We start from the raw sequence: 23,305 nt of genomic DNA, 5'->3' as shown, positions 1-23,305 counted from the left end.
AAATGGACTTTCTATGACAACACCCGCCAAAGAAGCGGCCCTGGCCGGGCTGAAAGTACTCGATCTGTCGCGTGTGCTCGCCGGCCCATGGTGCACACAAATCCTGGCCGATCTGGGCGCAGATGTGGTGAAGATCGAGCGCCCGGTGAGCGGCGACGACACGCGCCACTGGGGCCCGCCCTTCCTGCAAGACGCCAACGGCCATGACACCGACCAGGCCACCTACTTCACCGCCTGCAACCGCAACAAACGCTCCGTCACCATAGACATGGCCAAGCCCGAGGGCCAGGCCCTGCTGCGCCAGATGGCGACGCAGAGCGACATCGTGGTGGAAAACTTCAAGGTTGGCGGGCTGAAGCAATATGGGCTGGACTATGAGAGCCTGCGCGCGCTGAACCCCGGGCTGATCTACTGCTCGATCACCGGCTTTGGGCAAGACGGCCCTTATGCCGAACGTGCGGGCTACGACCTGTTGATCCAGGCCTCCAGCGGCATGATGAGCATCACCGGCCGTGCCGATGGTGAACCCGGCGGCGGCGGTGTACGGGTGGGCGTGGCGCTGACCGACATCTTCACGGGGGTTTACGCATCCAGCGCCATCATGGCCGCACTGCAGGTGCGCCACCGCACGGGCCTGGGCCAGCACATCGACATGGCCTTGCTCGACGTGGGCATGGCCATCCTGGCCAACCAGGCCGCGGGCTTCCTGAACACCGGCGGTGTACCGGTGCGCCAAGGCAACACCCACCCCAGCCTGGCGCCCTACCAGGACTTCCCCACCGCCGACGGCGCCATGCTGCTGGCCATAGGCAACGACGGCCAGTTCACGCGCTTCTGCGAAGCCGTAGGCCAACCCGAATGGGCGACCGACCCGCGCTTCGCCAGCAACACGCTGCGCGTGAAAAACCGCGCGGAGCTGATTCCGGCGATGGAAGCCGTCACACGTACACGCCGCACCGCCGACTGGGTCACGCTATTCGAAGACAAGGCCGTACCCTGCGGCCCCATCAACGACCTGCGCCAAGCGTTTGCCGACCCGCAGGTACAGGCGCGCGGCCTGCGTGTGGAGCTGCCACGCGAAGCTGGTGACGGCATTGCCAGCATTGCCAGCGTGGCCAGCCCGCTGCGCCTGCGCGATACACCGTCGGTGCTGCACCGTGCACCACCGGCGCTGGGCCAGCACACCGACGAAGTGCTGCAAGGCTTGGGCATGAGCGCCAGCGACATTCAGGCGCTGCGCGACGCCAAGGTGCTTTAAGGCCTTGGGGCCTTGGCTCTTCAATACATCGCCTGCCCCAAAAGCAAAAAGCACCGCGAGCGGTGCTTTTTGTTTGGGTTGAGGAAAACTCAGGCGGCAGCCAACATGTTTTCGCTCTTCTTGCTGTGGCGGCGGCTGACACCCACGGCGGCAAAGAAGGCCAAGCCTATCAAGGCCAGGGAACCTGGCTCGGGAATCTTGTTGCCGGGAGGTGGCGGTGAGGTCAGTGCCGCAGCCACGCTCAACAGCTTGACGTAATCGCCCTTGGTATCGAGTGTGTTGCCCAGGTAGTTGGAGTTGTAGGCACTCACCAGCCACCAGCTGGACGAGTAGTCGGACGCATTCACCGTGGTACCGCCCGACGACAGGCTGTAGTTCTTCACCAGCGACCAGCCCTTGGTCAGCAACTGGGTGATCGTCAAACCTTGCATCTGGCTGCTGAAATCAGGCGTGCCCGAGCCGGTGTAGTACAGCAGACTGATGTCGGTATCGTTATACGACCAGCCTATGGACAAGGATGACAGATCCGCCTTGGCGCTACCGAAATTCAGCGCGATCAAATCGGTCTGGCCGCTGTTGTCCAGCGAATGGTTGGGCTGGCCAACGGTCAGCTTCTCGGTGCGGTTACGCACGCCAAAACCACCGTCATACAGCGCCAGATTGGCGTCGGCAAAGGTTGAGCCAGCACCCGAGGTCGCCCAGGCGGTCAAAGCCACCGAACCGGCCGAGGAGTTGCAGCTATAGCTGTTGCCGTAGTTGTTGGCGTTGGTGCTGCCTTGTGTGCAGTTCGATGCGTTGAACGTCCATGTCGAATCGGCAAATGCGGCAGGCGCGAAGGCAGCGCAGCTACCCAACAACGCCAATTGCACAGCCCATCGGCTGAAGTTTTTCATAGGTCCATCCTTTATTGTTCTGCCGCACCAGCGCGCAAGCCAGATAATTTGAAAGGGACAAGCCAGAAGCATGCCACCGCCATAAAAACCAATTAATTCATCAACTTAGGTAACATTTACACGGTTAACTGTATGTATTTGTAAAGTAAATCGACAATTTTCGAAGCAAATTTGCCTGATATCTGCATTTTGTTTGCAACGATTTAGTTTTCTGCGCGTCAGCGCAAAGTCTTCAGCAAGGTTTCCGCCTCGGCCGTGTATTGCCACCCAGGACCGGTCGCCAAGGCTGCTTCAACCTCGGTGCGCGCCTCGCTCTTACGCCCGACCTGCGCCAGCACCACCGCCAGGTGATAACGAATATTGGGGTTGGCCGGCGCGCGTAAACGTGCGTCGCGCAACAGCTGCAAGGCCCGTTCGGACTGAGCGGGTGTGGCGCCCCCCTGTCCGCCCTGGAACAACGCCCATGCCAGGGTGTCGATGACGTTGGGATTACCCGGTTGCAGTGCCAGCGCCTTCTCCGCCACGCGCACCGCACCCGGGTCTTTCAAGCGCAGCAATACGTTGGCGAGGTTGTTGAGCACGCTCACATCGTCGGGGTTGTCGGCCAGGATATTCTCGTAGACGGTCTTGGCCTGAGCGTACTTTTCGGTGCTGGCATAGGTGTCCGCCAAAACGCCGCGTACCCGTTTGTCCGTCGGATTGGCCTTGATCCATTGGTCCAACAAAGCCAATGCAGGTTTGCCTTCGGCACGCGAGGTGGCCTCGAACAGACGCAGCAGGGTTTCGCTCGATGGTTCCAACTGATGCGCCTTACGGTAAGCCTCCAACGCCGCTGGCGGCTGCGCGCGCGCCATCGCCAGGTCGCCTTGCAGGCTGTAGCCCACGGCACGCTTGGGTTCTTGCGCCAGGATCTGGCGCGTCACCGCCTCGGCCTTGGTCAGATCCCCCTGCCGCATGCTCACCTCGGCACGCAAGGCCATGGCGGGCAGGAAATGGGGATCACTGCCCAATGCCTTGTCCAGGCAATAGCTGGCACCGCCAGGATTGCCCGCTGCCACTTGCAGCAAGGCGATCTCGGTTTGCAGCGGCGCGTTGAAGTCCGCCAGCCGCGTGGCAGAGCTCAGAGCGGGCCGAGCGCCCACCCCGTCGCCATTGGCGAGTTGCGCACGCGCGTAGACCAGCAGCACCGGAATGTCGTCAGGTGCTTTGCCCGACAGCACCTTGGCCACCTCCAGCGCCTGCGCATTGCGGCCGTAACGCAGGTGCAGTTGCACCAGCGCCAGCGCTGGCCGCAGTTCGCGCGCACCCGAGACGGCAATCGCCTTGTCAAACCAGCGCACGGTTTCATCCAGCTGGCCACGGCGGTCGGCCAGGTAGGCCAGTTCCATCATGGTGTCGACGTCGCGCTCATTGGCCTTGAGAAGGGTGTTCAGCCGGGTCGCCGCAGCGTCGAAATTCTTGGTATTGGTGTCAATGCGGGCCAGGCGCAACTGCGGGGCCAGGAAGGCCGGGTCCAGCTTGGATGCCGCCTCGAACGCCACACGCGATGCCGCCAGATTGCCCTTTTGCGCCTGCGCCACACCCAGCAGGTTCTGCACCGCAGCGCTGTCGGGCTGGCGTTTCGCCAAGGCCTCGGCAACCGTCACCGCCTTGGTCATTTGACCCGAGCGCAAGTAGGAACTCACCAGCGCGGCGCCTGCCGCAATCTGGCCCGGATCCTTGCGATATGCCGCTTCCAGTTGCGCCACACCATCTTGCGTCCGGCCGCCACCTATCATGCTCAGGCCCAGCACGGTGCGCAGCGCGGGCTGGTCACCCTTGGCCAGAGCTTCTTGCATCAGCGAGGCAGCCTTGGCGTTATGCCCCTGTGCCATATGCGCCGAGGCCAGCATCGTCAAGGCCTGGGTATCAGCCGGTTGCGCGCGCACATAAGCTTCCAGCACCTCGGTGGCGCGCACCATGTCGCCATCGTTCAGATAGATCTGCGCGAGCAGCTTGGTCACCGGCGTGGTGCCCTGGATGCGTTGGAACAAATCCAGGTAGGGCTTGGCTTTTTCCAGTTCGTTCAGACCGTAGTGCGCCAGGCCGTTGAGCATCAGGATTTGTGGCCGATAACGCACAAAGTCCAAGGGCACGGGGTCGAGAAAAGCCGTCACGCGCCGCAGTTCGGCCGCGGCACCCTTGTTGTCGCCCGCACGCTCGGCCAGCAACGCCTTGAGATAGAACACACGTGGCTCCGAGGCCGAAACACGTTGCGCCTGGTTCAGGTCGTTCAGGGCTTCAGCCGACTTGCCCGCATCCATCAACAAGCCGGCGCGCGCGATCAGCGCCTCCAGGTGCTTGGGGGCGGCCTGTATGGCCTGGTTGTAGGCCGCCATGGCGCCCGCCAGATCACCTTGCACATGCGAAACACTGCCACGCTGGTACTGGGCCTCCGCCAGGCCGGGCGAGAGCGCCAGCGCGCGGTCCACAGCGTCGCTGGCTTCCTTGAACTTGCGCTCGCGCACACGTATGGGCACCTCGGTCAGCCAGGGATCGGGGCTGCGCGGGTCCAGCGTACGCGCCTCGTCGACCAGGCGCAAAGCCTCGCGCAGATTGCCCAGGTCTGCCGCCGCCGTGGCGCGCAACAGCAGCATCTGCACCTGCACGCCGGTGGGCAAACCTGCGGGATTAAACTGCGGCCGCTCCAGCACGGCGGGCTGCTTGCCCTGCGCCATGAAGGCCTGGGCCAGGGGCACCACCACCTCCGCCCGGTTCACACCCAGCCTCAGCGCCTCGGTCAACGCCACCTCGGCGGCCACGGCCTCGCCGTTGGCCAGCAGGGCCCGGCCCAACAGCACTTGAACCGGCAACATGGTCTTATCGATCTGCAGCGCGTTCTTCAATTGGATGATGGCGCCAGGCATGTCGCGCTGTTCATAACGCGTCAACGCATCCTCATAGAAACGCGAGGCCTTGCTATCGGTGACGGCCATTGCAGCGCTGGCCTGACACACCAGCCACACCGCCATAGCCAACCGACCACCTCTTAAAGGATGCTGAAAACTCCACATGGCCAAGCCCTGTCTCCAAATGCAAATAAATGAAGACGATGGTAACAATTACATACGTAATATGTATCCAGTTGAACCTCTATTCCCCAATGGGGCGACGTCAGCACAGCGATCTGCCGTCGTTTCCGTGCAGTAGTTCACAAGCGCAAGCAGCGTCAACGCTCACCAGACATTCACCAACGGCGCGGCCTGTCCCGAGATGTAACGCTCATAGCCGCGCGCGCGCAGTTCGCAAGCCGGGCATTTGGCGCAACCATAACCCCAGGCATGGCGCTGGCAGCGGTCGCCCTGGTAGCAGGTGTGGGTGTGTTCAATGACCAAATCCACCAAGGCATCGCCGCCCAGCGAGCGCGCCAGCTCCCAGGTTTGCGCCTTGTCTATCCACATCAGCGGGGTTTCAATCAAAAAGCGTTTGTCCATGCCCAGGGACAGAGCCAATTGCATGGCCTTCATGGTGTCGTCGCGGCAATCGGGGTAGCCCGAAAAGTCGGTTTCGCACACGCCGGTGACGATCACCTCCAGCCCGCGCCTATAGGCCAGCGATGCGGCCAAGGTCAGAAACAGCAGGTTGCGGCCCGGCACAAAGGTATTCGGCAGGCCACTGTCGGCCATTTTGAATTCCATGTCGCGTGTGAGCGAGGTCTCACTCACCTGGCCCAACACCGCCAAATCAAGCAAATGGTCTTCGCCCAGGCGCGGCGCCCATTCGGGGAATTGGGCGCGCACTTGTGCAAGTACCTGCAAACGCGCCTCAAGCTCAACCACGTGGCGCTGGCCGTAATCAAACGCCACGGTCTCCACATGTTGGTACTTGGCCAGGGCCAGGGCGAGGCAGGTGGTCGAATCTTGGCCACCAGAAAACAGGACGAGTGCGCGGGTATGCATGAGATGGATTTTCGCTCGTTTGAACAGTCGCTGAATCGCCCGGCGACAAAAGACGCACCCAAGCAGCGCGCTAACATGGCAACACACCGGAGATCGCCGCTTTGACCACGCTCGCCCCTACCAACGTCCACATCAGCCAGGCCAGCGTGGACGATCTGGCCGCCCTGACCCCCATGTTTGATGGCTACCGACAGTTTTATGGCCAGCCCAGCGACCTGTATGTGGCGCGCGAATTCTTGCTGGAGCGGCTGCACAACCAGGAGTCGGTGATCTTTATGGCGCGCGACCAAGCCACTCAGAAAGCGCTTGGGTTCACACAGCTCTACCCGAGTTTTTCATCGATTCTTGCGGCGCGGATTTTCATCGTCAACGACCTGTACGTCACCCCGCTGGCGCGCGGGCACAAGGTCGGCGCCAGGCTGTTGCAAGCCGCCATCGTCCACGGCCGCACGCACGGCGCCAAACGTTTGTCGCTCAGCACCGGCGTGCTCAACAAACGCGCGCAAGCTTTGTATGAAGGCCAGGGCTGGGTGGCCAACACCCGCTTCCAGGCCTACGACTTGGCGCTATAACGCCACCCCACGCCGCCCGAGTTAATTCAGCCGCACACCGCAGACCACATCACCCGCATCGTTGGCCGGCACGGCACGTTCGTTCTTGGCGTGCGACACATCCACGTCGCGCGGCAACTGCACGCCGTTTTTCACGGCCAAGATCTCGGCCATCACACTGACCGCAATCTCTGGCGGGGTTTTGCTGCCGATGTAGATGCCTATGGGGCCGCGCAAACGCGCGAGCTGCGCGTCGGTCTTGTCGAAGTGCTCGACCATGCGCTGTTTGCGCGCTTCGTTGTTGCGCCGTGAGCCTATGGCGCCGACGTAAAACGCTTCGGTCTCCAGCGCTTCAAGCAAGGCCAGATCATCCAGCTTGGGGTCGTGCGTCAGCGCCACTACACAACTGCGGCCATCGGGCTTGAAGGCACTGACCACGTCATCGGGCATGTCGCTGACCACGGTGACACCGGGCACCGACCAGGCGCTGCGGTACTCGTCGCGCGGGTCACACACGGTCACCGCAAAGCCGCTGAACAAGGCCATGGTTGCCAGGTATTCGGTGAGTTGGCCAGCGCCAATCAGCAGCATGCGGTACTCGGGGCCAAAGGTGTTGAGCAGATGCTCGGCCGTGAGGCTTAACTCGGCGGGCGCCGGGGTCGGCAACAACTGCACCGCACCCGTGGCAAGCTGCACCTGGCGTTGCACCAATTGGCCCGCACTCAGCATGCGCACCAGTGCCTCCAAGCTGGCGGGGTCGGGGTCGTATTCCAGCAGCAACTCCAGCGTGCCGCCGCACGGCAGGCCGAAGCGATGCGCTTCATCGGCGCTGATGCCGTATTTGACGAAGCCCGGCGCACCGCTGGGCATGCCTTCACCCGCGCTGTCCACACGCGTGTAGCGGTAGATCAAATCATCTTCGATACAGCCGCCCGACACCGAGCCCACCACCACGCCGTCGTCGCGCAAGGCCATGATGGACCCTATGGGCCGCGGCGATGAGCCCCAGGTCCGCACCACGGTCGCCAGCAAGGCACGCCGCCCCGCCGTGCGCCAGGCCAACAGGGTGCGCAGCACCATCACATCCAAATTTTCCATCGCGGGTTCTCCTAGCCGCATTTTCTGCCGTTTGGCCGGTTCAGGTTGCAGTGCTGGGAAAAACCATTCACCGCCTGAGCAGCGCCGCCAGACTGGCCGCCAGGTCTTCGAGCTTGCTGAGGTTGTGCACGGCAAGCATGGCGTGCGCTCGCGTGTGTAATTGCGCCGCACCGCGTGCCAGTGGCGCGTAGCCGTCGAAGCGCAGCAACGGGTTCAGCCACAACAAACGGCGGCAACTGCGGCGCAGCCAGTCGAGCTCCTGCGCCAGCGCAGCGGGCTCGCCGGTGTCCAGGCCGTCGGTGATCAGCAGCACCAGCGTGCGTCGGCCCACCAGGCGGCGGCCGTGTTCAGTGCGCAGGGTTTTCAGGCTTTCGCCGAGTTGTGTGCCACCGGCGAAATCGGCGATCTGCTCTCCGGCGGCGGCCAGCATGGCGTCGGTGTCGGCGAGGCGAAACGCGCCGGTGAGATCGGTGAGCTGGGTGCCGAAAGCGAACACGTCGCGGCGCACACCTTGGCCCTGTGTGGCGGCGTGCAGGTAAGCCAACAGCAGGCGCGCGTAGCGCTCCATAGAGCCGGACACGTCGACCAGCACCAGCAGCGGCAAGGGCTTTTGGCGGCGCATCAACTTGGCCAGCACGGCCAGCTCGCCGCCGTGCCTTGCGGCCTGGCGCAGCACACCCGGCCAGTGCATACGTGCGCCGCGTTCACCGGGGCGGGTGCGGCGTTGCTCGACCAGCGGAATGGGCAGCGCGATGTCGCGCGCCAGGCGCGCCACCAGGTGGTATTCGGTGGCCGACAAGGCGTTGAAGTCGGCATGCTGCAGGCGCTGCAGGTCGCTGGCCGTCATGGCGGCGTCCAGCTCGAGCTTTTGGTCTTCAGCTTTGGGCTTGGCCAAGGCTTGCGGCGCGCGCGGCGGCGACAGCGCTTCGCGCACCCTCGGGCGGCGTTTGCTGGGCTCGGCTTTGCCTTCGGCCGTCGGCAGCATCTGCGCCAGCAGCTTGTGGGCGATTTCGGGGTCGCGAAAATAGGCGTCGAACACTTCGCGGAACACCATGCGGTCTTGCTCGCGGCTCACCAGCACAGCCTCCAGAGCGGCACTCACATCGTCTTTAGCGCCCAGGCCTACGGCTTGCACGGCGTCCACGGCAAGCGCCAAGCGTGCGCTGTCTATGCGCACCCCGGCGCGGCGCAGGCTACGGCCGAAGCCGACGAAGTTGGCCGTGAGTTTGCCGGAGCGCGCATCACCTAACTGCATACGCGTAACGGGTTTAGGCCGCTTCTGGCTTCAACAGATCACGCGCCATGTCGCTGGTCAAGGCGGCCACGTCTTCGCGCTGTTTGAACAGAATGCCGGCCGTGTCGGCAACCACTTCGGGGTCAACCTCCAGCGTGTCGAGCGCAACCAGCGCCTTGGCCCACTCCACACTCTCGGCAATGCCGGGCGCGCGTTGGAACGCGTTGGCAAATGGCGCGCTGCGCAGGCGCCCGACAAAGTCTGCCACCTGCTGTGTGAGTGCGGCGCTGGCCTCGGGCACCTGGGCGCGCACGATGGCAAGTTCGCGCGTGCGATCGGGGTAATCAAGCCAGTGGTAGAGGCAGCGGCGCTTGACCGCGTCATGCAGGTCGCGTGTGCGGTTGCTGGTGAGCAACGTGACCGGCGGCACGATAGAGACTATGGTGCCCATTTCGGGAATGCTCACCTGGTACTCACCCAGGTATTCGAGCAAGAAGGCTTCAAACGGTTCGTCCGCGCGGTCCACCTCGTCGATCAACAACACGGCGCCGGGCGCCGGGGTTTGCAAGGCTTGCAGCAGCGGGCGGCGCACCAGGTAGCGCGGTTGGTAAACCTCACGCTCCAAGGTGGCGCTGTCTTCCAGGCCTTCTGCGGCACGCATGTGCAAGAGTTGCGCGGCGTAGTTCCATTCGTACAAGGCCTCACGCAGCTCCAGCCCGTCATAACACTGCAGGCGCAGCAGTTGGCGTTGCAGGGCTAGGGACAAAGCTTTGGCCAGCTCGGTCTTGCCCACGCCGGGTTCACCTTCCAGCAGCAGCGGGCGTTGCAGCTTCAGCGCCAGAAATACCGCCGTGGCCAAGCGCCGGTCGGCGTAGTAGCCCACGGCCTGCAGGGCCGCGATGACGGCATCGATAGACGGCCAGGGGGACGATGGTGGCGAAAGGGATGGCATCGGGTCTTGTTCCTTGGCGGCGGTAGAGCTATGAATAGCATAGCTGCTACCACTCACCCCCTATGCCTGGAAGGCCAATTTTATTTAAGCTTTTTCAAGCCAGCGCCTTGGCCACGGCGCGCTGGGTTTGCACCGTGATCAGGTTGGCGCGGAAGGCGGCGCTGGCGTGCAGGTCGCTGCTGAGTTCGCTGGCGTCGATGACCACCGCCGCTGCAGCCTCAGGCGTGAAGCTTTTACTCAGCGCCGCTTCCAGGCCCGCATGGCGAAACACACCATTGCCGCCACCCGTCACGGCCACACGCACACCCGCAGCCGTTTGCGCGACAAACACACCTATCAGCGCAAAGCGCGAGGCCGGCTGGCGGAACTTGAGGTAAGCCGCGCGCTGCACCACGGGGAAACGAATCGCAGTGATGACCTCACCCTCTTCCAGCGCGGTGGTGAACAGGCCTTGAAAGAAGTCGTCGGCTGCGATGTCGCGCTGGTTGGTGCGCACGGTGGCGTTGAGGGCCAGCACCGCGCTGGGGTAACAGGCGGCGGGGTCGTTGTTGGCCACCGAGCCGCCGAGTGTGCCCATGGCGCGGACTTGTTTATCGCCTATGTGCCCGGCCAAATCGGCCAGCGCGGGCAGAGCGTTGCGCAACTCCACGTTTTCGGCCACGTCGGCATGGCGCGTCATGGCGCCGATGACAAAGGCATCGCCGTCGCGCTGGATGCCGGCCAGTTCCTTGAGCACACCCAGGTCAAACAGCGTGCCGGGCTGGGCCAGGCGCAGCTTCATTGACGCGAGCAAGGTTTGCCCACCCGCCAGCAGCTTGGCGCCACCAGCGGCACCGGCGGCGGCTTCGGCCACAGTCTTCGGGCGTTCCAGAGTAATTGCGTACATGTTTGGATTCCTTCAGAACATCAAGGTTGAGCGGATTGAATGGCGGCCCACACACGGTTGGGCGAGGCGGGCATGTCGAAATCTTTCACCCCCAGACCTTGCAACGCATCGAGCACGGCGTTGATCACCGCTGGCGGCGAACCTATGGCGCCGGCCTCGCCGCAGCCCTTGGTGCCCAGCGGGTTGTGGCTGCAGGGTGTGCAAATGGTGTCGATGTGAAAGGTCGGAAAGTCATCCGCGCGCGGCATGGCGTAATCCATGAACGAGCCGGTCAACAACTGGCCGGTGTGGGGGTCGTAGACGCAGTTTTCCAGCAGCGCCTGGCCAATGCCCTGCACAATGCCGCCGTGCACCTGGCCCTCCACCACCATGGGGTTGATGATGGTGCCGAAGTCGTCCACCGCCGTGAAACGATCGATACGCACCACACCGGTGGCCGGGTCGACCTCGACTTCGCAGATGTAGGTGCCGGCCGGGAAGGTGAAGTTGGTCGGGTCGTAGAACGCGGTCTCGTTCAAGCCGGGCTCCAGCTTGTCCAGCGGGTAGTTGTGTGGCACATAAGCAGTGAGTGCCACCTGGCCAAAAGTCACTTTTTTGTCCGTGCCCTTGACGGTGAATTCACCGCCCGCAAACTCGACGTCGGCGTCGCTGGCCTCCATCAGATGCGCGGCAATTTTCTTGGCCTTGGTCTCGATTTTGTCGAGTGCTTTCATGATGGCCGCACCGCCCACCGAAATCGAACGCGAGCCGTAAGTCCCCATGCCGAATGGCACACGGCCGGTGTCGCCGTGCACCACGTCCACAGCCTCCACCTCAATGCCCAGGCGTGCGGCCACCACTTGGGCAAAGGTGGTTTCGTGGCCTTGGCCATGGCTGTGTGAGCCGGTGAACACCGTAACGCTGCCGGTGGGATGCACACGCACTTCGCCGCATTCAAACAGCCCGGCACGCGCGCCCAGGGCCCCGGCGATGTTGCTCGGTGCAATGCCACAGGCTTCGATGTAGCTGCTGTAGCCAATGCCGCGCTTCAGGCCCTTGGCGGCACTCGCGTCGCGGCGTGCCGCAAAGCCGGCCACGTCGGCCAAATCTTCGGCCTTGGTCATGGCACCGATGTAGTCGCCCACGTCGTACTGCAGGGCCACAGGCGTCTGGTAGGGCCAGGTGTTGATGAAGTTGCGCTTGCGGATTTCGTCCTGGGACAAACCCATGTCCCAGCCGCAGCGGCTCACCAGGCGCTCCAGCAGATACGTCGCCTCGGGCCGGCCGGCGCCACGGTAGGCGTCCACCGGCGCGGTGTTGGTGAACCACGAATCCACCTCCACATAGATCTGCGGTGTGCGGTACTGGCCTGCCAGCAAGGTGGCGTAGAGGATGGTGGGCACGGCGCTGGCGAAGGTGGAGAGATAGGCGCCCAGATTGGCATCGGTGTGCACGCGCAGCGCCAGGAAATGGCCGTCCTTGTCCATCGCCATTTCGGCATGGCTCACGTGGTCACGGCCATGGGCATCGCTCAAGAAGGCCTCGCTGCGGTCGGCCACCCATTTGATGTTGCGGTTGAGTTTTTTCGACGCCCAGGTCAGGCACACGTCCTCGGCGTAGAGGTAAATCTTCGAGCCGAAACCGCCGCCCACATCGGGGGCGATCACGCGCACCTTGTGTTCCGGCAGGCCCAGCACAAAGGCCGTCATCAGCAGGCGTTCGACGTGCGGGTTCTGGTTTGACACGTAGAGCGTGTATTCGCCGGTCGCCCGGTTGTAGCTGCCGATGGCGGCGCGTGGCTCCATGGCGTTGGGCACCAGGCGGTTGTTCACCAGGTCAAGCTGGGTCACATGCGCCGCAGCGGCAAAGGCCGCATCCACTGCAGCCTTGTCGCCTATGGCCCATTTGAAGCAATGGTTGTCGGGGGCGATGTCGTGCAGTGCACTGCCTTCGTGGGTTGAGCCCATGGCCGCATCGAGCACGTTGACCACGGCCGGCAATGGTGTGTAGTCCACCTCCACCAACTCGGCCGCATCGCGCGCCTGCTGCAGCGTCTCAGCCACCACCATGGCGACGTGGTCGCCCACATAGCGCACCTTGTCCAGCGCCAAGATGGGGTGCGGCGGCTCCTTCATGGGCTCACCATTGGTGCTGGTGATGAGCCAGCCACAGGGCAGTCCGTTGATCTTGTCGCCCGCCACATCGGCGCCCACCAGCACACCCACCACACCGGGTGCGGCGCTGGCCGTCGCAATGTCGACCTTGTTGAGCTTGGCGTGTGCGTGCGGCGAACGCACAAACACCGCGTGGCATTGGTTGGCCAGCACCACGTCATCGGTGTACTGGCCTGCGCCCGTCAGGAAGCGGTAGTCTTCCTTGCGGCGAACGTCGACCCCGATGTGGGGTAGTTTGGCGAAATCGGCTGCTCCCATGGTGTGTCTCCTACGGATGTTGTTGGAGGGAACAGGCTCAAGCGCCGTAGGCGATGGCGGCCTTGTCGTGGGCCATGGCGGCGGCGCCCTGGTGCACAGCCTTGACGATGTTTTGATAGCCGGTACAGCGGCAGATGTTGCCCTCCAGTTGCTCGCGGATCTCGCTCTCGCTGGCGTGCGGGTGGCGCGTGCACAAGTCCACCGCGCTCATCACCATGCCAGTGGTGCAATAGCCGCATTGCAGGCCATGGCAGTCCTTGAACGCGGCCTGCATAGGATGCATGCTGCCGTCTGCCGCCGCCAGGCCTTCAATGGTGGTGATGTCGGCGCCCTCGGCCTGCGCGGCCAGCACATTGCACGACTTGATGGAGCGGCCATTCATGATCACGGTGCACGCCCCGCACTGTGCGGTATCGCAGCCCACATGGGTGCCGGTCAGCCGCAAATTCTCGCGTATGGCCTGGACCAGCAAAGTGTTGGGAGGACAGTCAACGCTGACAGACTTGCCGTTGACTTTGAGTTGTACCTGCATAGGAAGACTCCATCTGTGGGTGAACCGAAAGGTGCTGTTGATTGTTGAACCCAGCACCCCACCACAGACTAGGCAAAACCCTAGGTCACAAGAGATTCATCAAGCCGGCAAGGCGATCACCACGGCCGATGCGTCCAAGCTCACCCAGGCACGGCTGCGCGCGCGCAAACCGTTGCCGGATGCCGCAAAACCAACCAGTTGAATGCCGCCTGCGAGTTCGACCGAAACCTCGTCGCCAGCGGCGTCGCGCGAAACACGGCTGACCCTACAGGGCAGGCTGTTTTCAGCCTGCGACGCAAGCCCGGCCACGCGCAACGCCGTGGCCTTGGCCAGCGCCAGCACGCCCTGCCCCGGCTGCAGCGCCAGCAACTCGGCACTGGCCTGGGTGATGCGCGCCACCAGCCAATCGTCACCCGCGAGCTGCAGCGTCACGTTGACCATCTGCCCCTGGCGCTGCAGTTGCAGCACCCGGCACGGAAACTGGTTGCGCATGCTGGTGCGCAGCAGCGTCACAGGCACGGAGGAAAAGCCGGCTTGTGGCGACTGCAGCAGCGCCAGCACCTGTTGCCGCGCCTGATCGAGCTTCTCGGCACCCGCCAGCAACGCCGTACCCGCTGCCGTGATGCGTGCACCACCGCCGCCCGCACCACCCACCGCGCGCTCGACCAAGGCCACGCCCGCCAGGTTGGTCAACGTGTCTATGGCCTGCCAGGCGGCCTTGTAGCTCACGCCGGCCTGGCGCCCGGCCTCGGAGATCGACCCGCCCTGCGCCACCAGGCGCAGGATTTCGATGCGTTTGTCGGTGCTGGCCTGGCCCAGGGCATTGGCAAACGATGGCGTGGTGGGGGCGTCTTCTTGCATGGCCATATTGTGCGCGGGCTCAGATGGGCAAAACAGGATGCTAGACTTTCGCTATTCCAAAATAGAACAACGAATTCACCCAATTCGCACCGCACCTTGCTTTCACAGGAAACACCATGACCCGAAACCTCATCGCCGGTTTGCTCGGCAGCCTGCTCGCTTCTTTGGCCACGGTTGCCGCGGCCGACACGGTGCAAGTCGCAGTCGCTGCCAACTTCACCGCGCCCATGAAGCAGATCGCCGCCGACTTCGAGAAGGCCACGGGCCACACCGCGGTGTTGTCATTTGGCGCCACGGGCAAGTTCTATGCACAGATCAAGAGCGGCGCACCGTTTGAAGTGTTTCTGGCGGCCGATGACGAAACCCCGGCCAAGCTGGTGCAAGAAGGCGGCGCCGCTGCGGCCAGCCGCTTCACCTATGCCACCGGCAAGCTGGTGTTGTGGTCGGCCAAGGAAGGGGTGGTGGACGCCCAGGGCGAGGTGCTGAAGAAAGGCAACTTCGCACACCTGGCAATTGCCGCGCCCAAGCTCGCACCTTATGGCGCGGCTGCGGTGGAAACCATGACACAACTCGGCCTGCTCGACACCTTGACGCCTAAGCTGGTGCAAGGCGAAAGCATTGGCCAGACCTTTGGCTTCGTCACCAGCGGCAATGCCGAGCTGGGTTTTGTGGCGCTGTCGCAGGTGTTTGAAAACGGCAAGATCAAAAGCGGCTCGGCCTGGATCGTGCCCGCCAAGTTACACGCACCGATTCGGCAAGACGCTGTGATTTTGACCAACGGCCAAGGCAAGCCCGCGGCTGCGGCGCTGGCCAGTTATCTGCGTAGCGACGCCGCCAAGGCCGTCATCCGCAGCTTTGGCTACGAGGTATAAATTCGGGAATGCCCACGCCCAGTCACCTCAGCGCCATCTGGCTCACCCTGCAGCTCGCAGGACTCACCACCATCATCCTGCTTCTGCTCGGTACTCCGCTGGCCTGGTGGCTGGCGCGTACACGCTCATGGATCAAGGGGCCGGTGAATGCGCTGGTGGCACTGCCGCTGGTGTTGCCGCCATCGGTGCTGGGCTTTTATTTGCTGGTGGCCATGGGACCAAATGGGCCGGTGGGGCAACTCACGCAGTCCCTGGGTTTGGGTTTTCTGCCTTTCAGCTTTGCCGGACTGGTGGTGGGCTCGGTGTTGTACTCGCTGCCATTTGTCGTGCAGCCGCTGCAAAACGCATTTGACGCGTTGGGTCGCGCACCGCTGGAAGCCGCTGCCACGCTGCGCGCCTCGCCGCTGGACACTTTTTTCAGCGTTGCCCTGCCCCTGGCCCGGCCGGGTTTTCTGACCGCCACCGTCATGGGCTTTGCCCACACCGTGGGTGAATTTGGCGTGGTGCTGATGATTGGCGGCAATATTCCCGACAAGACCCGCACGGTCTCGGTACAAATTTACGACCACGTGGAAACACTCGAATACGCCCAGGCCCACGGCCTCGCCGCCGGCATGGTGGTGTTCTCCTTTGTGGTGCTGCTGGCCTTGTATGTGCTGAACCCCACAGGTGGCCACCGGGTGGCGCGCGCATGACGGCCGCCGCAATGCCGGTCGGCGTGCAGGCCGCCATCAAAATCCAGCACCCCGGCTTCACCCTGGATGTGGACCTGGCCCTGCCCGGCCAGGGTGTCAGTGCCTTGTTCGGCCCGTCCGGCTGCGGCAAGACAAGCACACTGCGCGCCATTGCGGGGCTGGAGCGCGCGCCGGGTGCGCGGGTGCTGGTCAACGGTGAAGTCTGGCAGGACGACGCCCTGAACATCTTCAAACCCGTGCACCAACGCCCCTTGGGTTTTGTGTTCCAGGAGCCGCGCCTGTTTGCACACCTGGACGTGCGTGGCAACCTGGAATACGGCCTGCGCCGGGTGCCCGCCGCCCAGCGCCGGGTGTCGCTGGACCAAGCCGTGGAATTGCTGGGGATTGGCCACCTGCTGACGCGCCGCCCCGCAGCGCTCTCGGGCGGCGAGCAGCAGCGCGTGGGCATGGCGCGTGCGCTGGCCACCAGCCCGCGCATGTTGCTGATGGACGAACCCCTGGCCGCACTCGACGCGGCACGCAAACGCGAAGTCCTGCCTTACCTGGAACGATTGCACCGCGAGCTGGACATTCCTGTGCTGTATGTGAGCCACGCCATCGACGAGGTGGCACGTCTGGCCGACCACCTGGTGCTGATGGAACAGGGCCGGGTACGCGCCAGCGGCCCAGCAACACAAGTGCTGACCCAACTGGATTTGCCACTGGCCCACGGCGAAGCAGCGGCTGCCGTGGTGCAGGCCAGCATTGCCGGGTTCGACACCGACTACCAGTTGCTGCACGCCGACTTTGACGGCGGCCGCTTCAGCCTGCCCTACGCCAGAGATGCGGAAAACAAACTACGCCTAGGCCAAGCCGTGCGGCTGCGCATCGCCGCACGCGATGTGAGCCTGACCCTGGTCCACCAGCAAGACACCAGCATTCTGAACATCTTGCCCGGCACGGTGGCCGAACTGGCAGCCGACGGCCAGAGCCAGGTGATGGTGGGTTTAAAAATCAAAGAGACACGGCTATTGGCCAGCGTGACACGCCGCTCGGCCGACCTGCTGGGGCTGCATGTGGGGCAGCCGGTTTTCGTTCAGGTCAAGAGCTTGTCCGTCGATTATTCGGGGCTGCGTTGAGGTGCAATCGGGATGAGTTGGCTGTCAGAGACCGCAGCATGGGCTCTCTGCCCATGCAAGGGTTCTGGCGGGCAAATCGCCCGATTTCACCTCAACCCGGAGGGCAAATGGCCTTTCGGGCGAGCTGCGTCGTTGCAAAACCAGCCAAGGCAGAGAGCCTTGGCTTGGGTTTTACGCCTAGCATCTCATCCCGAAATGCCATTTGCGCAGCCCCGAATAATCGACGGACAAGCTCTAGAGGCGTAGCCCTGCTGGGTTGAACTGGGGGTCGAGCCGTGAGGCGTAGCCGGGGCCCAGGTCTTCGACAAAACCTTCGCTGCGGTAGAGCAGCGCTTCAAGCCATTGTGCTGAAACACTGTCGCTCTGCGCCGCAGAGGCGTTGGTTGCGGGCGCTTGTGCTGCCAAGCGTTGCGGCTGCAGCAGGCGGGCTGAAGAAGGCAAGAATCGGCTCAACATCGGGGCACCTCGTGACCTGCAACATGCAGATGACCGTAGTGTGTGCCCCGAATGTTTCAAACATGCGACAACTTTGTTTCAGCCGCGTTTGTGCAAGTGCGCCCGACGAACGGTAACTTAGTAGGTGCCTGGGTAGGCACCACCATCCGGCAGGATGTTCTGCCCCGTCATATAGCCGGCATGCACGCTGCACAAGAAGGCGCAGATGGCGCCGAACTCCTCCGAGTTGCCAAAACGCTTGGCTGGAATGGCGTTGCGGCGGCCGTCCACCACAGACTCCAGCGGCTGGCCGCTCTTGGCGGCCGCGCCCTTCAGGTTGGTCTGCAGGCGGTCGGTGTCAAACGCGCCAGGCAACAGGTTGTTGATGGTCACACCCTTGCCCGCAAGCGCACTGCGCGACACACCGGCCACAAAACCCGTGAGGCCGCTGCGTGCGCCGTTGCTCAGACCCAAGGTGTCGATCGGCGACTTCACCGCGCTGGAGGTGATGTTGACGATGCGGCCAAAACCGCGCGCGGCCATGCCGTCAACCGTGGCCTTGATCAGCTCTATGGGTGTCAACATATTGGCGTCCACCGCCTTGAGCCAGGCTTCGCGGTCCCAGTCGCGGAAGTCGCCCGGTGGTGGGCCGCCGGCGTTGGTCACCACGATGTCAAAGTCCTTGCGCGCGGCAAACACCGCGGCACGGCCTTCTACCGTGGTGATGTCTGCCGCCACGGCCAGCACTTGGGCGGCGGCCGGGCGCAGCGGGTCGGCACGTAATTCGGCGGCCGTGGCCTCCAGCGCTTCAGCGCCGCGCGCCACAATCACCACGTTCACGCCTTCGCGCACCAGCGCTTGTGCACAACCACGGCCCAAGCCCTTGCTCGCGCCCCCCACCAAAGCCCACTTGCCAGCAATACCTAAATCCATGATGTTTCCTTCGTGCGTGTTCTTGTGAAATCTCTTGTCAAATCGACAGCCGCGAAATGATACGTGGCCGTCAAATTCCCTTGGGCCGACGCGTGAACACAAAAATCCCCGCCATCACCAGCACCGTGCCGGCGGCCACCCAGCCGGTAAACGGTTCACCCAGGATCACCACGCCCATCAGAATGGTGGACAGCGGCCCGACCAGGCCGAGTTGCGCCGCCGTACCCGAGCCTATGCGCTCAATCGCCATCATCACCATCAACACCGGGGCCGCCGTGCAGGCCGTCGCGTTGAGCACCGACAGCCACACCACCTCGGGTGCGACCACAGCCGCGGACATGGGGCGCAAGATGACGAACTGCAAAATGCAGAAGAAGCAGGCGACGCTGGTGGCCAAACCGGCCAGGCGCAACGAGCCCAGGCGCTTGACCATGTTGTCGCTGTAGACCAGGTACAGCGCGTAGCTGATGGCGCTGCCTAGCACCAACAAAGTACCCAGCGCGGTGTTTGCGCCTTGCAGCGTGACCTCGTGGCCAAACACCAGCAGCACACCGGCGTAACTGATGGCCATGGCCACGGCCTGGCGGCGCGTGATGCGTTTGCCGTAAAGCATCCAGCCCAGCACCATCACCAGCGTCGGGTTCAGGTACAGGATCAGCCGCTCCAGCGAGGCACTGATATAGGCCAGGCCGGCAAAGTCAAGAAAGCTCGCCAGGTAATAGCCCGTGAGGCCCAGGCCGAGGATGCCTATCCAGTCCTGCCGGGTCAGTGCAGGCTTGCCGCGGCTGCTCCACCACGCCATGGCCAGGAACAGCGGCAAGGCAAACAGCATGCGGTACATGATCAGCGTGACCGCATCTACCCCGTAACGGTAGGCCAGCTTGACGATGATGGCCTTGCCACTGAAGGCGATGGAACCCGCCAGCGCCAGCAACATGCCAATTGCTACATTTTTACTAGCTGCCTGCGCTTTTGCAGATTGCGTAGCAGGCCTATTTTGTTCTAATTTTTCAGACATTCCAACCCATTCCCAAAGCGCGGACTCAGTGCGCGTCGCCAAACATTTTGTGGTGCAGACGGCGCATGGACCACCACACCGACAAACCCACCACCGGAATCGCCGCCGCGGCCGTACTCTCGGCACTCCAGGGCCAGCCCAAGGCGTGGCCGCCCTTGGCCAGGTAACTCACCAGGCCCACGATGTAATAGGTGATCGCCGCCACCGACAAACCCTCCACCGTCGCCTGCATGCGCAACTGCACGCCCTGGCGTTGGTTCATCGCGGTCAACACGCCCTGACTGCTTTGCTGCTGCTCTATCTCCACGCGCGTGCGCAGCAGATTGCTCACGCGCGAAACACGTTGCGACAAGGCATCCTGCCGGCGCCGCACCCATTCACAGGTGCTGCGCGCGGGCGACAGGCGCCGCTCCATGAACTCGCGAATGCTTTGCATGCCGCCCAGGCGCACCTCGCGCAGGTCGGCAATACGTTTGTCGACCAATTCGAAATACGCCGCACTGGCCGAGAAGCGTGAATGCATGGCGGCGTATTGGCTTTCCACCTGGCCCGCCAGGCGTGTCAGGCGGTCGAGCAGCAGCGGCTCGTCGTTGCGGCTGGCGCTGCGTATGGCTTCGGCCAGCGCCGCCAGCTCACGTTCGGCCACGGCCAAGGTATGCGCGGCCTCGCGCGCCACCGGCAGGCCCAGCAGCGCGGCCATGCGGTAGGTTTCAATCTCCAGCAGGCGCTGCACGTTGCGGCCCACACGGCGCGGCGACAGGCCTCGGCCCATCAGCAACATGCGCGAGAAACCATCGGGGTGCAGCACGTAGTCGGTGTAGACCTCGGCCTGGCCGCCGGCGATGGTGGAGCCCACCAGGCTGTCTTCCTGCAAGAGCTGTTTGACCCAGGGGATTGGGGGCACCATGGGCAAGCCAACAACCGCCTGCGTCAACCCGTCCCAACTGTCCGCCGCATCGGCGCTAGCGTTCAGCGTAGCAGCCGCTCCCGGCAAAGCCCATAAATGCAGGCCCACCAGACAGTGCCCCGGCAAGGCCGCCAGCCAATCCGCTGGCACCACCTCCAGCGCCGTGGACTCGGGCACCACAGCTTCCGCCGCAGCCATTTCCAGCGGGCGCATGAAGGTGTAGGTGACAAACTCGGTGTGCATCTCCCAGCGCAGGCGGTAGGCGCCGAAGTCGAGCCGCAGATGGATCGCATCGGCGGCAACCTCGGCACGCTGCGGCTCGCTCAGCCGCGCCAGCAACATCTGCCGGCTGGCGGCGCGCTCCTGCGCATCACACACCATCACGATGTGCGAGATCACCTGCGGCATGGCAATGGGTTCGGGCGGGCGCGCGTGGATTTCGTTGTGCAGGGCCTGACGCAAGGGGTGCGGGCTGAGGGTCGACATAGGCGGTGGCATCGTGTGGGGGACGCAAGGGTTTTGCCTGATTGTGGACCAGTTGCCATGCCGAAAAAGCAAAACGGCACCCTAAGGTGCCGTTTCACGGTGTTGAAGCCGCCTCGATTGACGATGACAAAGATCGTCAATGGTGGCGGTTCATCAGTCATCAGTCCTCGACGAAGGCCTCTTCACGTTTGCTCTTCACCGCTGGCAGCAACACGATGATCACCAGCACAGCCGCCGCCACCAGCAAACCGGCCGACAGAGGACGCGTGACAAACACGCTCCAGTCACCACGCGACAGCAGCAGTGCACGGCGCAGGTTTTCTTCCATCATCGGGCCCAGGATGAAGCCCAGCAGCAAGGGTGCAGGTTCGCAGCCCAGCTTGTGGAACAAGTAGCCCACGAAACCGAAGATGGCCACGATCCAGATGTCGAAGGTGTTGTTGTTGGTGGAGTACACACCAATCGCACAGAACAACACAATCGCCGGGAACAGGTACTTGTAAGGCACGGTCAGCAGCTTGATCCACATGCCGATAAGCGGCAGGTTCAAGATGATCAGCATGGCGTTGCCGATCCACATCGAAGCGATCAGGCCCCAGAACAGTTCTGGGTTGCTGGTCATCACCTGGGGACCAGGCTGGATGTTGTGGATGGTCATGGCGCCCACCATCAACGCCATCACGGCGTTTGGCGGAATGCCCAGCGTCAGCAGTGGAATAAACGAGGTTTGTGCACCAGCGTTGTTGGCAGACTCGGGGCCAGCCACACCGCGGATGTTGCCCTTGCCGAAGGGCACTTCGCCGGCCTTCATGCCCATCTTCTTCTCGAGCGTGTAGGCTGCAAAAGCCGCCAGCAAGGCACCGCCACCGGGCAGGATACCCAGGGCCGAACCCAGGGTGGTACCGCGCAGAACCGCAGGCGCCATGTCCTTGAAGTCTTGCTTGGTGGGCCACAGGCCTTGCACGTTGGCGGTGAACACCTCGCGCTCTTCTTCAGGCTGCGACAGGTTGGCAATGATTTCGCCGTAACCGAACACACCCATGGCGATGGCCACGAAGCCGATACCGTCGGTCAGTTCAGGAATGTCGAAGCTGAAACGGGCCACACCGGAGTTCACGTCGGTACCGACCAAGCCCAGCAGCAGACCCAGCACAATCATCGCAATGGCCTTGAGCAGCGAGCCCGAAGCCAGCACCACGGCGCCGATCAGGCCCAGGATCATCAGCGAGAAGTATTCAGCGGGGCCGAACTTAAAAGCCAGTTCGGTCAATGGAGGCGCGAAGGCCGCCAGGATCAGCGTACCCACGGAACCCGCAAAGAACGAGCCCAAGCCGGCAGCGGCCAGCGCCGGGCCCGCACGGCCTTGGCGCGCCATCTGGTAGCCGTCAATACACGTGACCACCGAGGACGACTCGCCGGGCAAGTTCACCAGAATGGCGGTGGTGGAGCCACCGTATTGGGCGCCGTAGTAAATACCGGCCAACATGATCAGCGCCGACACTGGTGGCAGCGCGTAGGTGGCCGGCAACAGCATGGCGATGGTGGCCACGGGGCCGATACCGGGCAGCACCCCGATCAGCGTGCCCAAGATACAACCGATCAGCGCATACAACAGGTTGATCGGCGTGAAGGCCACGCCAAAGCCCATCGAGAGGTTTGCAATCAAATCCATGTTCTATTCGTCCTCAACCGGTGATGAAAGTGGGCCACACCGGGATCTGCAACTTCAGCAGCACGATGAACGCAAGATAACTACCAACCGCCAGAATCGTGGCGAGCACCAGCACTGGTTTGAGTTTGAACTGCGAGCCAGCCAAGCTGGCGATGATGACCAGCGCATAGATGGCGATGATCATGCCCATGTGCGGCAGGTTGATGCTGGGCAGACCGCCGAGCAAAATACCGAACACCAAGTTGGCGCCCAAAATGAGCGCCAGCGGACGCCAGGCCCATTTACCGATCTTGTCGCCACCTTCGGTTTCCACAACCAAGGCGTTGAACATGATGATCAGGCCCAAAATCGCCATGAGCACGCCCAGCATCAGTGGGAAGTACCCGGGTCCCATACGGGCGCCATTGCCGACGGTGTAGTTGGTGGCACCCCAAGCAAAGATGGCCCCCACTGCAGCGAACATGACGCCAGAAAAGAAATCCTTCTGACTTTTGATTTTCACGTAACGTTCCCTCGAGAATTTTCGATGGTCGCATTGTGTTGGCAATCGACCAT

General features: G+C 63.1%; 21 protein-coding genes. 5 read left to right on the top strand and 16 right to left on the bottom strand.

The window, feature by feature from the left end:
* Nucleotides 1–13 precede the first annotated feature (13 nt).
* Nucleotides 14–1,258 carry a CaiB/BaiF CoA transferase family protein gene (locus tag ACFQ95_RS02250; protein WP_422829160.1) on the top strand — a complete coding sequence of 415 codons (1,245 nt, stop codon included), beginning with the start codon at nt 14–16 and terminating at the stop codon, nt 1,256–1,258.
* Between the two features lie 89 nt (nt 1,259–1,347).
* Here ACFQ95_RS02250 and xdp1 read toward each other — a convergent pair whose 3' ends face one another.
* From xdp1 to queC, 3 genes are all read right to left on the bottom strand, one after another.
* Entirely contained in the window at nt 1,348–2,151 is an 804-nt protein-coding gene (xdp1, locus tag ACFQ95_RS02245) for an exosortase-dependent surface protein XDP1 (protein WP_422829159.1), read from the bottom strand.
* A 218-nt stretch (nt 2,152–2,369) separates the two neighbouring features.
* Nucleotides 2,370–5,162 (bottom strand): XrtA/PEP-CTERM system TPR-repeat protein PrsT, encoded by a 2,793-nt coding sequence (gene prsT / locus ACFQ95_RS02240; RefSeq protein WP_422829231.1) that lies wholly within the window; start codon nt 5,160–5,162, stop codon nt 2,370–2,372.
* Nucleotides 5,163–5,366: 204 nt separating this feature from the next.
* Nucleotides 5,367–6,089 carry a 7-cyano-7-deazaguanine synthase QueC gene (gene queC, locus ACFQ95_RS02235; RefSeq protein WP_422829158.1) on the bottom strand — a complete coding sequence of 241 codons (723 nt, stop codon included), beginning with the start codon at nt 6,087–6,089 and terminating at the stop codon, nt 5,367–5,369.
* A gap of 101 nt (nt 6,090–6,190) precedes the next feature.
* Here queC and ACFQ95_RS02230 point away from each other — a divergent pair, with 101 nt between their 5' ends.
* Nucleotides 6,191–6,661, top strand: a complete 471-nt coding sequence (locus ACFQ95_RS02230; protein ID WP_422829157.1) for a GNAT family N-acetyltransferase — start codon at nt 6,191–6,193, stop codon at nt 6,659–6,661.
* Nucleotides 6,662–6,682: 21 nt separating this feature from the next.
* On the opposite strand, the gene ACFQ95_RS02225 is transcribed toward ACFQ95_RS02230, so the two are convergent.
* From ACFQ95_RS02225 to ACFQ95_RS02195, 7 genes are all read right to left on the bottom strand, one after another.
* Nucleotides 6,683–7,738, bottom strand: coding sequence for an XdhC family protein (locus ACFQ95_RS02225; protein WP_422829156.1), 1,056 nt, complete (start codon nt 7,736–7,738; stop codon nt 6,683–6,685).
* Between the two features lie 67 nt (nt 7,739–7,805).
* Nucleotides 7,806–8,993, bottom strand: coding sequence for a vWA domain-containing protein (locus tag ACFQ95_RS02220; RefSeq protein WP_422829155.1), 1,188 nt, complete (start codon nt 8,991–8,993; stop codon nt 7,806–7,808).
* 13 nt (nt 8,994–9,006) lie between these two features.
* Complete coding sequence (locus ACFQ95_RS02215) at nt 9,007–9,924, bottom strand: AAA family ATPase (RefSeq protein ID WP_422829154.1); 918 nt, start codon at nt 9,922–9,924, stop codon at nt 9,007–9,009.
* Nucleotides 9,925–10,018: 94 nt separating this feature from the next.
* Nucleotides 10,019–10,810 carry an FAD binding domain-containing protein gene (locus ACFQ95_RS02210; protein ID WP_422829153.1) on the bottom strand — a complete coding sequence of 264 codons (792 nt, stop codon included), beginning with the start codon at nt 10,808–10,810 and terminating at the stop codon, nt 10,019–10,021.
* A 20-nt stretch (nt 10,811–10,830) separates the two neighbouring features.
* Complete coding sequence (locus tag ACFQ95_RS02205; RefSeq protein ID WP_422829152.1) at nt 10,831–13,221, bottom strand: xanthine dehydrogenase family protein molybdopterin-binding subunit; 2,391 nt, start codon at nt 13,219–13,221, stop codon at nt 10,831–10,833.
* A 37-nt stretch (nt 13,222–13,258) separates the two neighbouring features.
* On the bottom strand, nt 13,259–13,753 hold the full coding sequence (locus ACFQ95_RS02200) for a (2Fe-2S)-binding protein (RefSeq protein WP_422829151.1): 495 nt from the start codon (nt 13,751–13,753) through the stop codon (nt 13,259–13,261).
* 99 nt (nt 13,754–13,852) lie between these two features.
* A complete protein-coding gene (locus ACFQ95_RS02195; protein ID WP_422829150.1) occupies nt 13,853–14,614 on the bottom strand; it encodes a TOBE domain-containing protein in 762 nt (253 codons plus the stop codon).
* 116 nt (nt 14,615–14,730) lie between these two features.
* On the opposite strand from ACFQ95_RS02195, the gene modA reads away from it, so the two are divergent.
* From modA to modC, 3 genes are read left to right on the top strand one after another with little or no spacing between them, the layout of a single operon-like run.
* A complete protein-coding gene (gene modA / locus ACFQ95_RS02190; RefSeq protein WP_422829149.1) occupies nt 14,731–15,486 on the top strand; it encodes a molybdate ABC transporter substrate-binding protein in 756 nt (251 codons plus the stop codon).
* A gap of 8 nt (nt 15,487–15,494) precedes the next feature.
* Nucleotides 15,495–16,181 carry a molybdate ABC transporter permease subunit gene (gene modB, locus ACFQ95_RS02185; RefSeq protein WP_422829148.1) on the top strand — a complete coding sequence of 229 codons (687 nt, stop codon included), beginning with the start codon at nt 15,495–15,497 and terminating at the stop codon, nt 16,179–16,181.
* Entirely contained in the window at nt 16,178–17,299 is a 1,122-nt protein-coding gene (modC, locus tag ACFQ95_RS02180) for a molybdenum ABC transporter ATP-binding protein (protein WP_422829147.1), read from the top strand. Before modB ends, modC begins: the two co-directional genes overlap by 4 nt.
* Nucleotides 17,300–17,533: 234 nt before the next feature.
* Here the strand turns inward: modC and ACFQ95_RS02175 are convergent, their stop codons facing one another.
* The 6 genes from ACFQ95_RS02175 to ACFQ95_RS02150 form a co-directional block, all read right to left on the bottom strand.
* Nucleotides 17,534–17,755, bottom strand: a complete 222-nt coding sequence (locus ACFQ95_RS02175) for a hypothetical protein (RefSeq protein WP_422829146.1) — start codon at nt 17,753–17,755, stop codon at nt 17,534–17,536.
* 117 nt (nt 17,756–17,872) lie between these two features.
* Nucleotides 17,873–18,667, bottom strand: a complete 795-nt coding sequence (locus ACFQ95_RS02170; protein ID WP_422829145.1) for an SDR family oxidoreductase — start codon at nt 18,665–18,667, stop codon at nt 17,873–17,875.
* A gap of 70 nt (nt 18,668–18,737) precedes the next feature.
* Nucleotides 18,738–19,604, bottom strand: coding sequence for a DMT family transporter (locus tag ACFQ95_RS02165; protein ID WP_422829144.1), 867 nt, complete (start codon nt 19,602–19,604; stop codon nt 18,738–18,740).
* Nucleotides 19,605–19,710: 106 nt separating this feature from the next.
* Nucleotides 19,711–21,078, bottom strand: coding sequence for a DUF3422 family protein (locus ACFQ95_RS02160; RefSeq protein ID WP_422829143.1), 1,368 nt, complete (start codon nt 21,076–21,078; stop codon nt 19,711–19,713).
* Nucleotides 21,079–21,238: 160 nt separating this feature from the next.
* Nucleotides 21,239–22,750 (bottom strand): tripartite tricarboxylate transporter permease, encoded by a 1,512-nt coding sequence (locus tag ACFQ95_RS02155; RefSeq protein WP_422829142.1) that lies wholly within the window; start codon nt 22,748–22,750, stop codon nt 21,239–21,241.
* Nucleotides 22,751–22,763: 13 nt separating this feature from the next.
* On the bottom strand, nt 22,764–23,252 hold the full coding sequence (locus tag ACFQ95_RS02150) for a tripartite tricarboxylate transporter TctB family protein (RefSeq protein ID WP_422829230.1): 489 nt from the start codon (nt 23,250–23,252) through the stop codon (nt 22,764–22,766).
* Nucleotides 23,253–23,305 lie beyond the last annotated feature (53 nt).

Source organism: Variovorax sp. HJSM1_2 (assembly GCF_049316285.1).
Taxonomy (GTDB): domain Bacteria; phylum Pseudomonadota; class Gammaproteobacteria; order Burkholderiales; family Burkholderiaceae_C; genus Rhodoferax_B.
Note: the sequence above shows the minus strand (reverse complement) of the source record. Positions and strands in the feature narration are given on the sequence as shown.

Excerpts from the sequence above, each read along its gene's own strand:
- ACFQ95_RS02250 (WP_422829160.1), top strand. The coding sequence starts at position 14 with ATGACAACACCCGCCAAAGAAGCGGCCCTGGCCGGGCTGAAAGTACTC.
- xdp1 (WP_422829159.1), bottom strand. The coding sequence starts at position 2,151 with ATGAAAAACTTCAGCCGATGGGCTGTGCAATTGGCGTTGTTGGGTAGC.
- prsT (WP_422829231.1), bottom strand. The coding sequence starts at position 5,162 with ATGGCGGTGTGGCTGGTGTGTCAGGCCAGCGCTGCAATGGCCGTCACC.
- queC (WP_422829158.1), bottom strand. The coding sequence starts at position 6,089 with ATGCATACCCGCGCACTCGTCCTGTTTTCTGGTGGCCAAGATTCGACC.
- ACFQ95_RS02225 (WP_422829156.1), bottom strand. The coding sequence starts at position 7,738 with ATGGAAAATTTGGATGTGATGGTGCTGCGCACCCTGTTGGCCTGGCGC.
- ACFQ95_RS02220 (WP_422829155.1), bottom strand. The coding sequence starts at position 8,993 with ATGCAGTTAGGTGATGCGCGCTCCGGCAAACTCACGGCCAACTTCGTC.
- ACFQ95_RS02215 (WP_422829154.1), bottom strand. The coding sequence starts at position 9,924 with ATGCCATCCCTTTCGCCACCATCGTCCCCCTGGCCGTCTATCGATGCC.
- ACFQ95_RS02210 (WP_422829153.1), bottom strand. The coding sequence starts at position 10,810 with ATGTACGCAATTACTCTGGAACGCCCGAAGACTGTGGCCGAAGCCGCC.
- ACFQ95_RS02205 (WP_422829152.1), bottom strand. The coding sequence starts at position 13,221 with ATGGGAGCAGCCGATTTCGCCAAACTACCCCACATCGGGGTCGACGTT.
- ACFQ95_RS02200 (WP_422829151.1), bottom strand. The coding sequence starts at position 13,753 with ATGCAGGTACAACTCAAAGTCAACGGCAAGTCTGTCAGCGTTGACTGT.
- ACFQ95_RS02195 (WP_422829150.1), bottom strand. The coding sequence starts at position 14,614 with ATGCAAGAAGACGCCCCCACCACGCCATCGTTTGCCAATGCCCTGGGC.
- modA (WP_422829149.1), top strand. The coding sequence starts at position 14,731 with ATGACCCGAAACCTCATCGCCGGTTTGCTCGGCAGCCTGCTCGCTTCT.
- modB (WP_422829148.1), top strand. The coding sequence starts at position 15,495 with ATGCCCACGCCCAGTCACCTCAGCGCCATCTGGCTCACCCTGCAGCTC.
- modC (WP_422829147.1), top strand. The coding sequence starts at position 16,178 with ATGACGGCCGCCGCAATGCCGGTCGGCGTGCAGGCCGCCATCAAAATC.
- ACFQ95_RS02175 (WP_422829146.1), bottom strand. The coding sequence starts at position 17,755 with ATGTTGAGCCGATTCTTGCCTTCTTCAGCCCGCCTGCTGCAGCCGCAA.
- ACFQ95_RS02170 (WP_422829145.1), bottom strand. The coding sequence starts at position 18,667 with ATGGATTTAGGTATTGCTGGCAAGTGGGCTTTGGTGGGGGGCGCGAGC.
- ACFQ95_RS02165 (WP_422829144.1), bottom strand. The coding sequence starts at position 19,604 with ATGTTGCTGGCGCTGGCGGGTTCCATCGCCTTCAGTGGCAAGGCCATC.
- ACFQ95_RS02160 (WP_422829143.1), bottom strand. The coding sequence starts at position 21,078 with ATGTCGACCCTCAGCCCGCACCCCTTGCGTCAGGCCCTGCACAACGAA.
- ACFQ95_RS02155 (WP_422829142.1), bottom strand. The coding sequence starts at position 22,750 with ATGGATTTGATTGCAAACCTCTCGATGGGCTTTGGCGTGGCCTTCACG.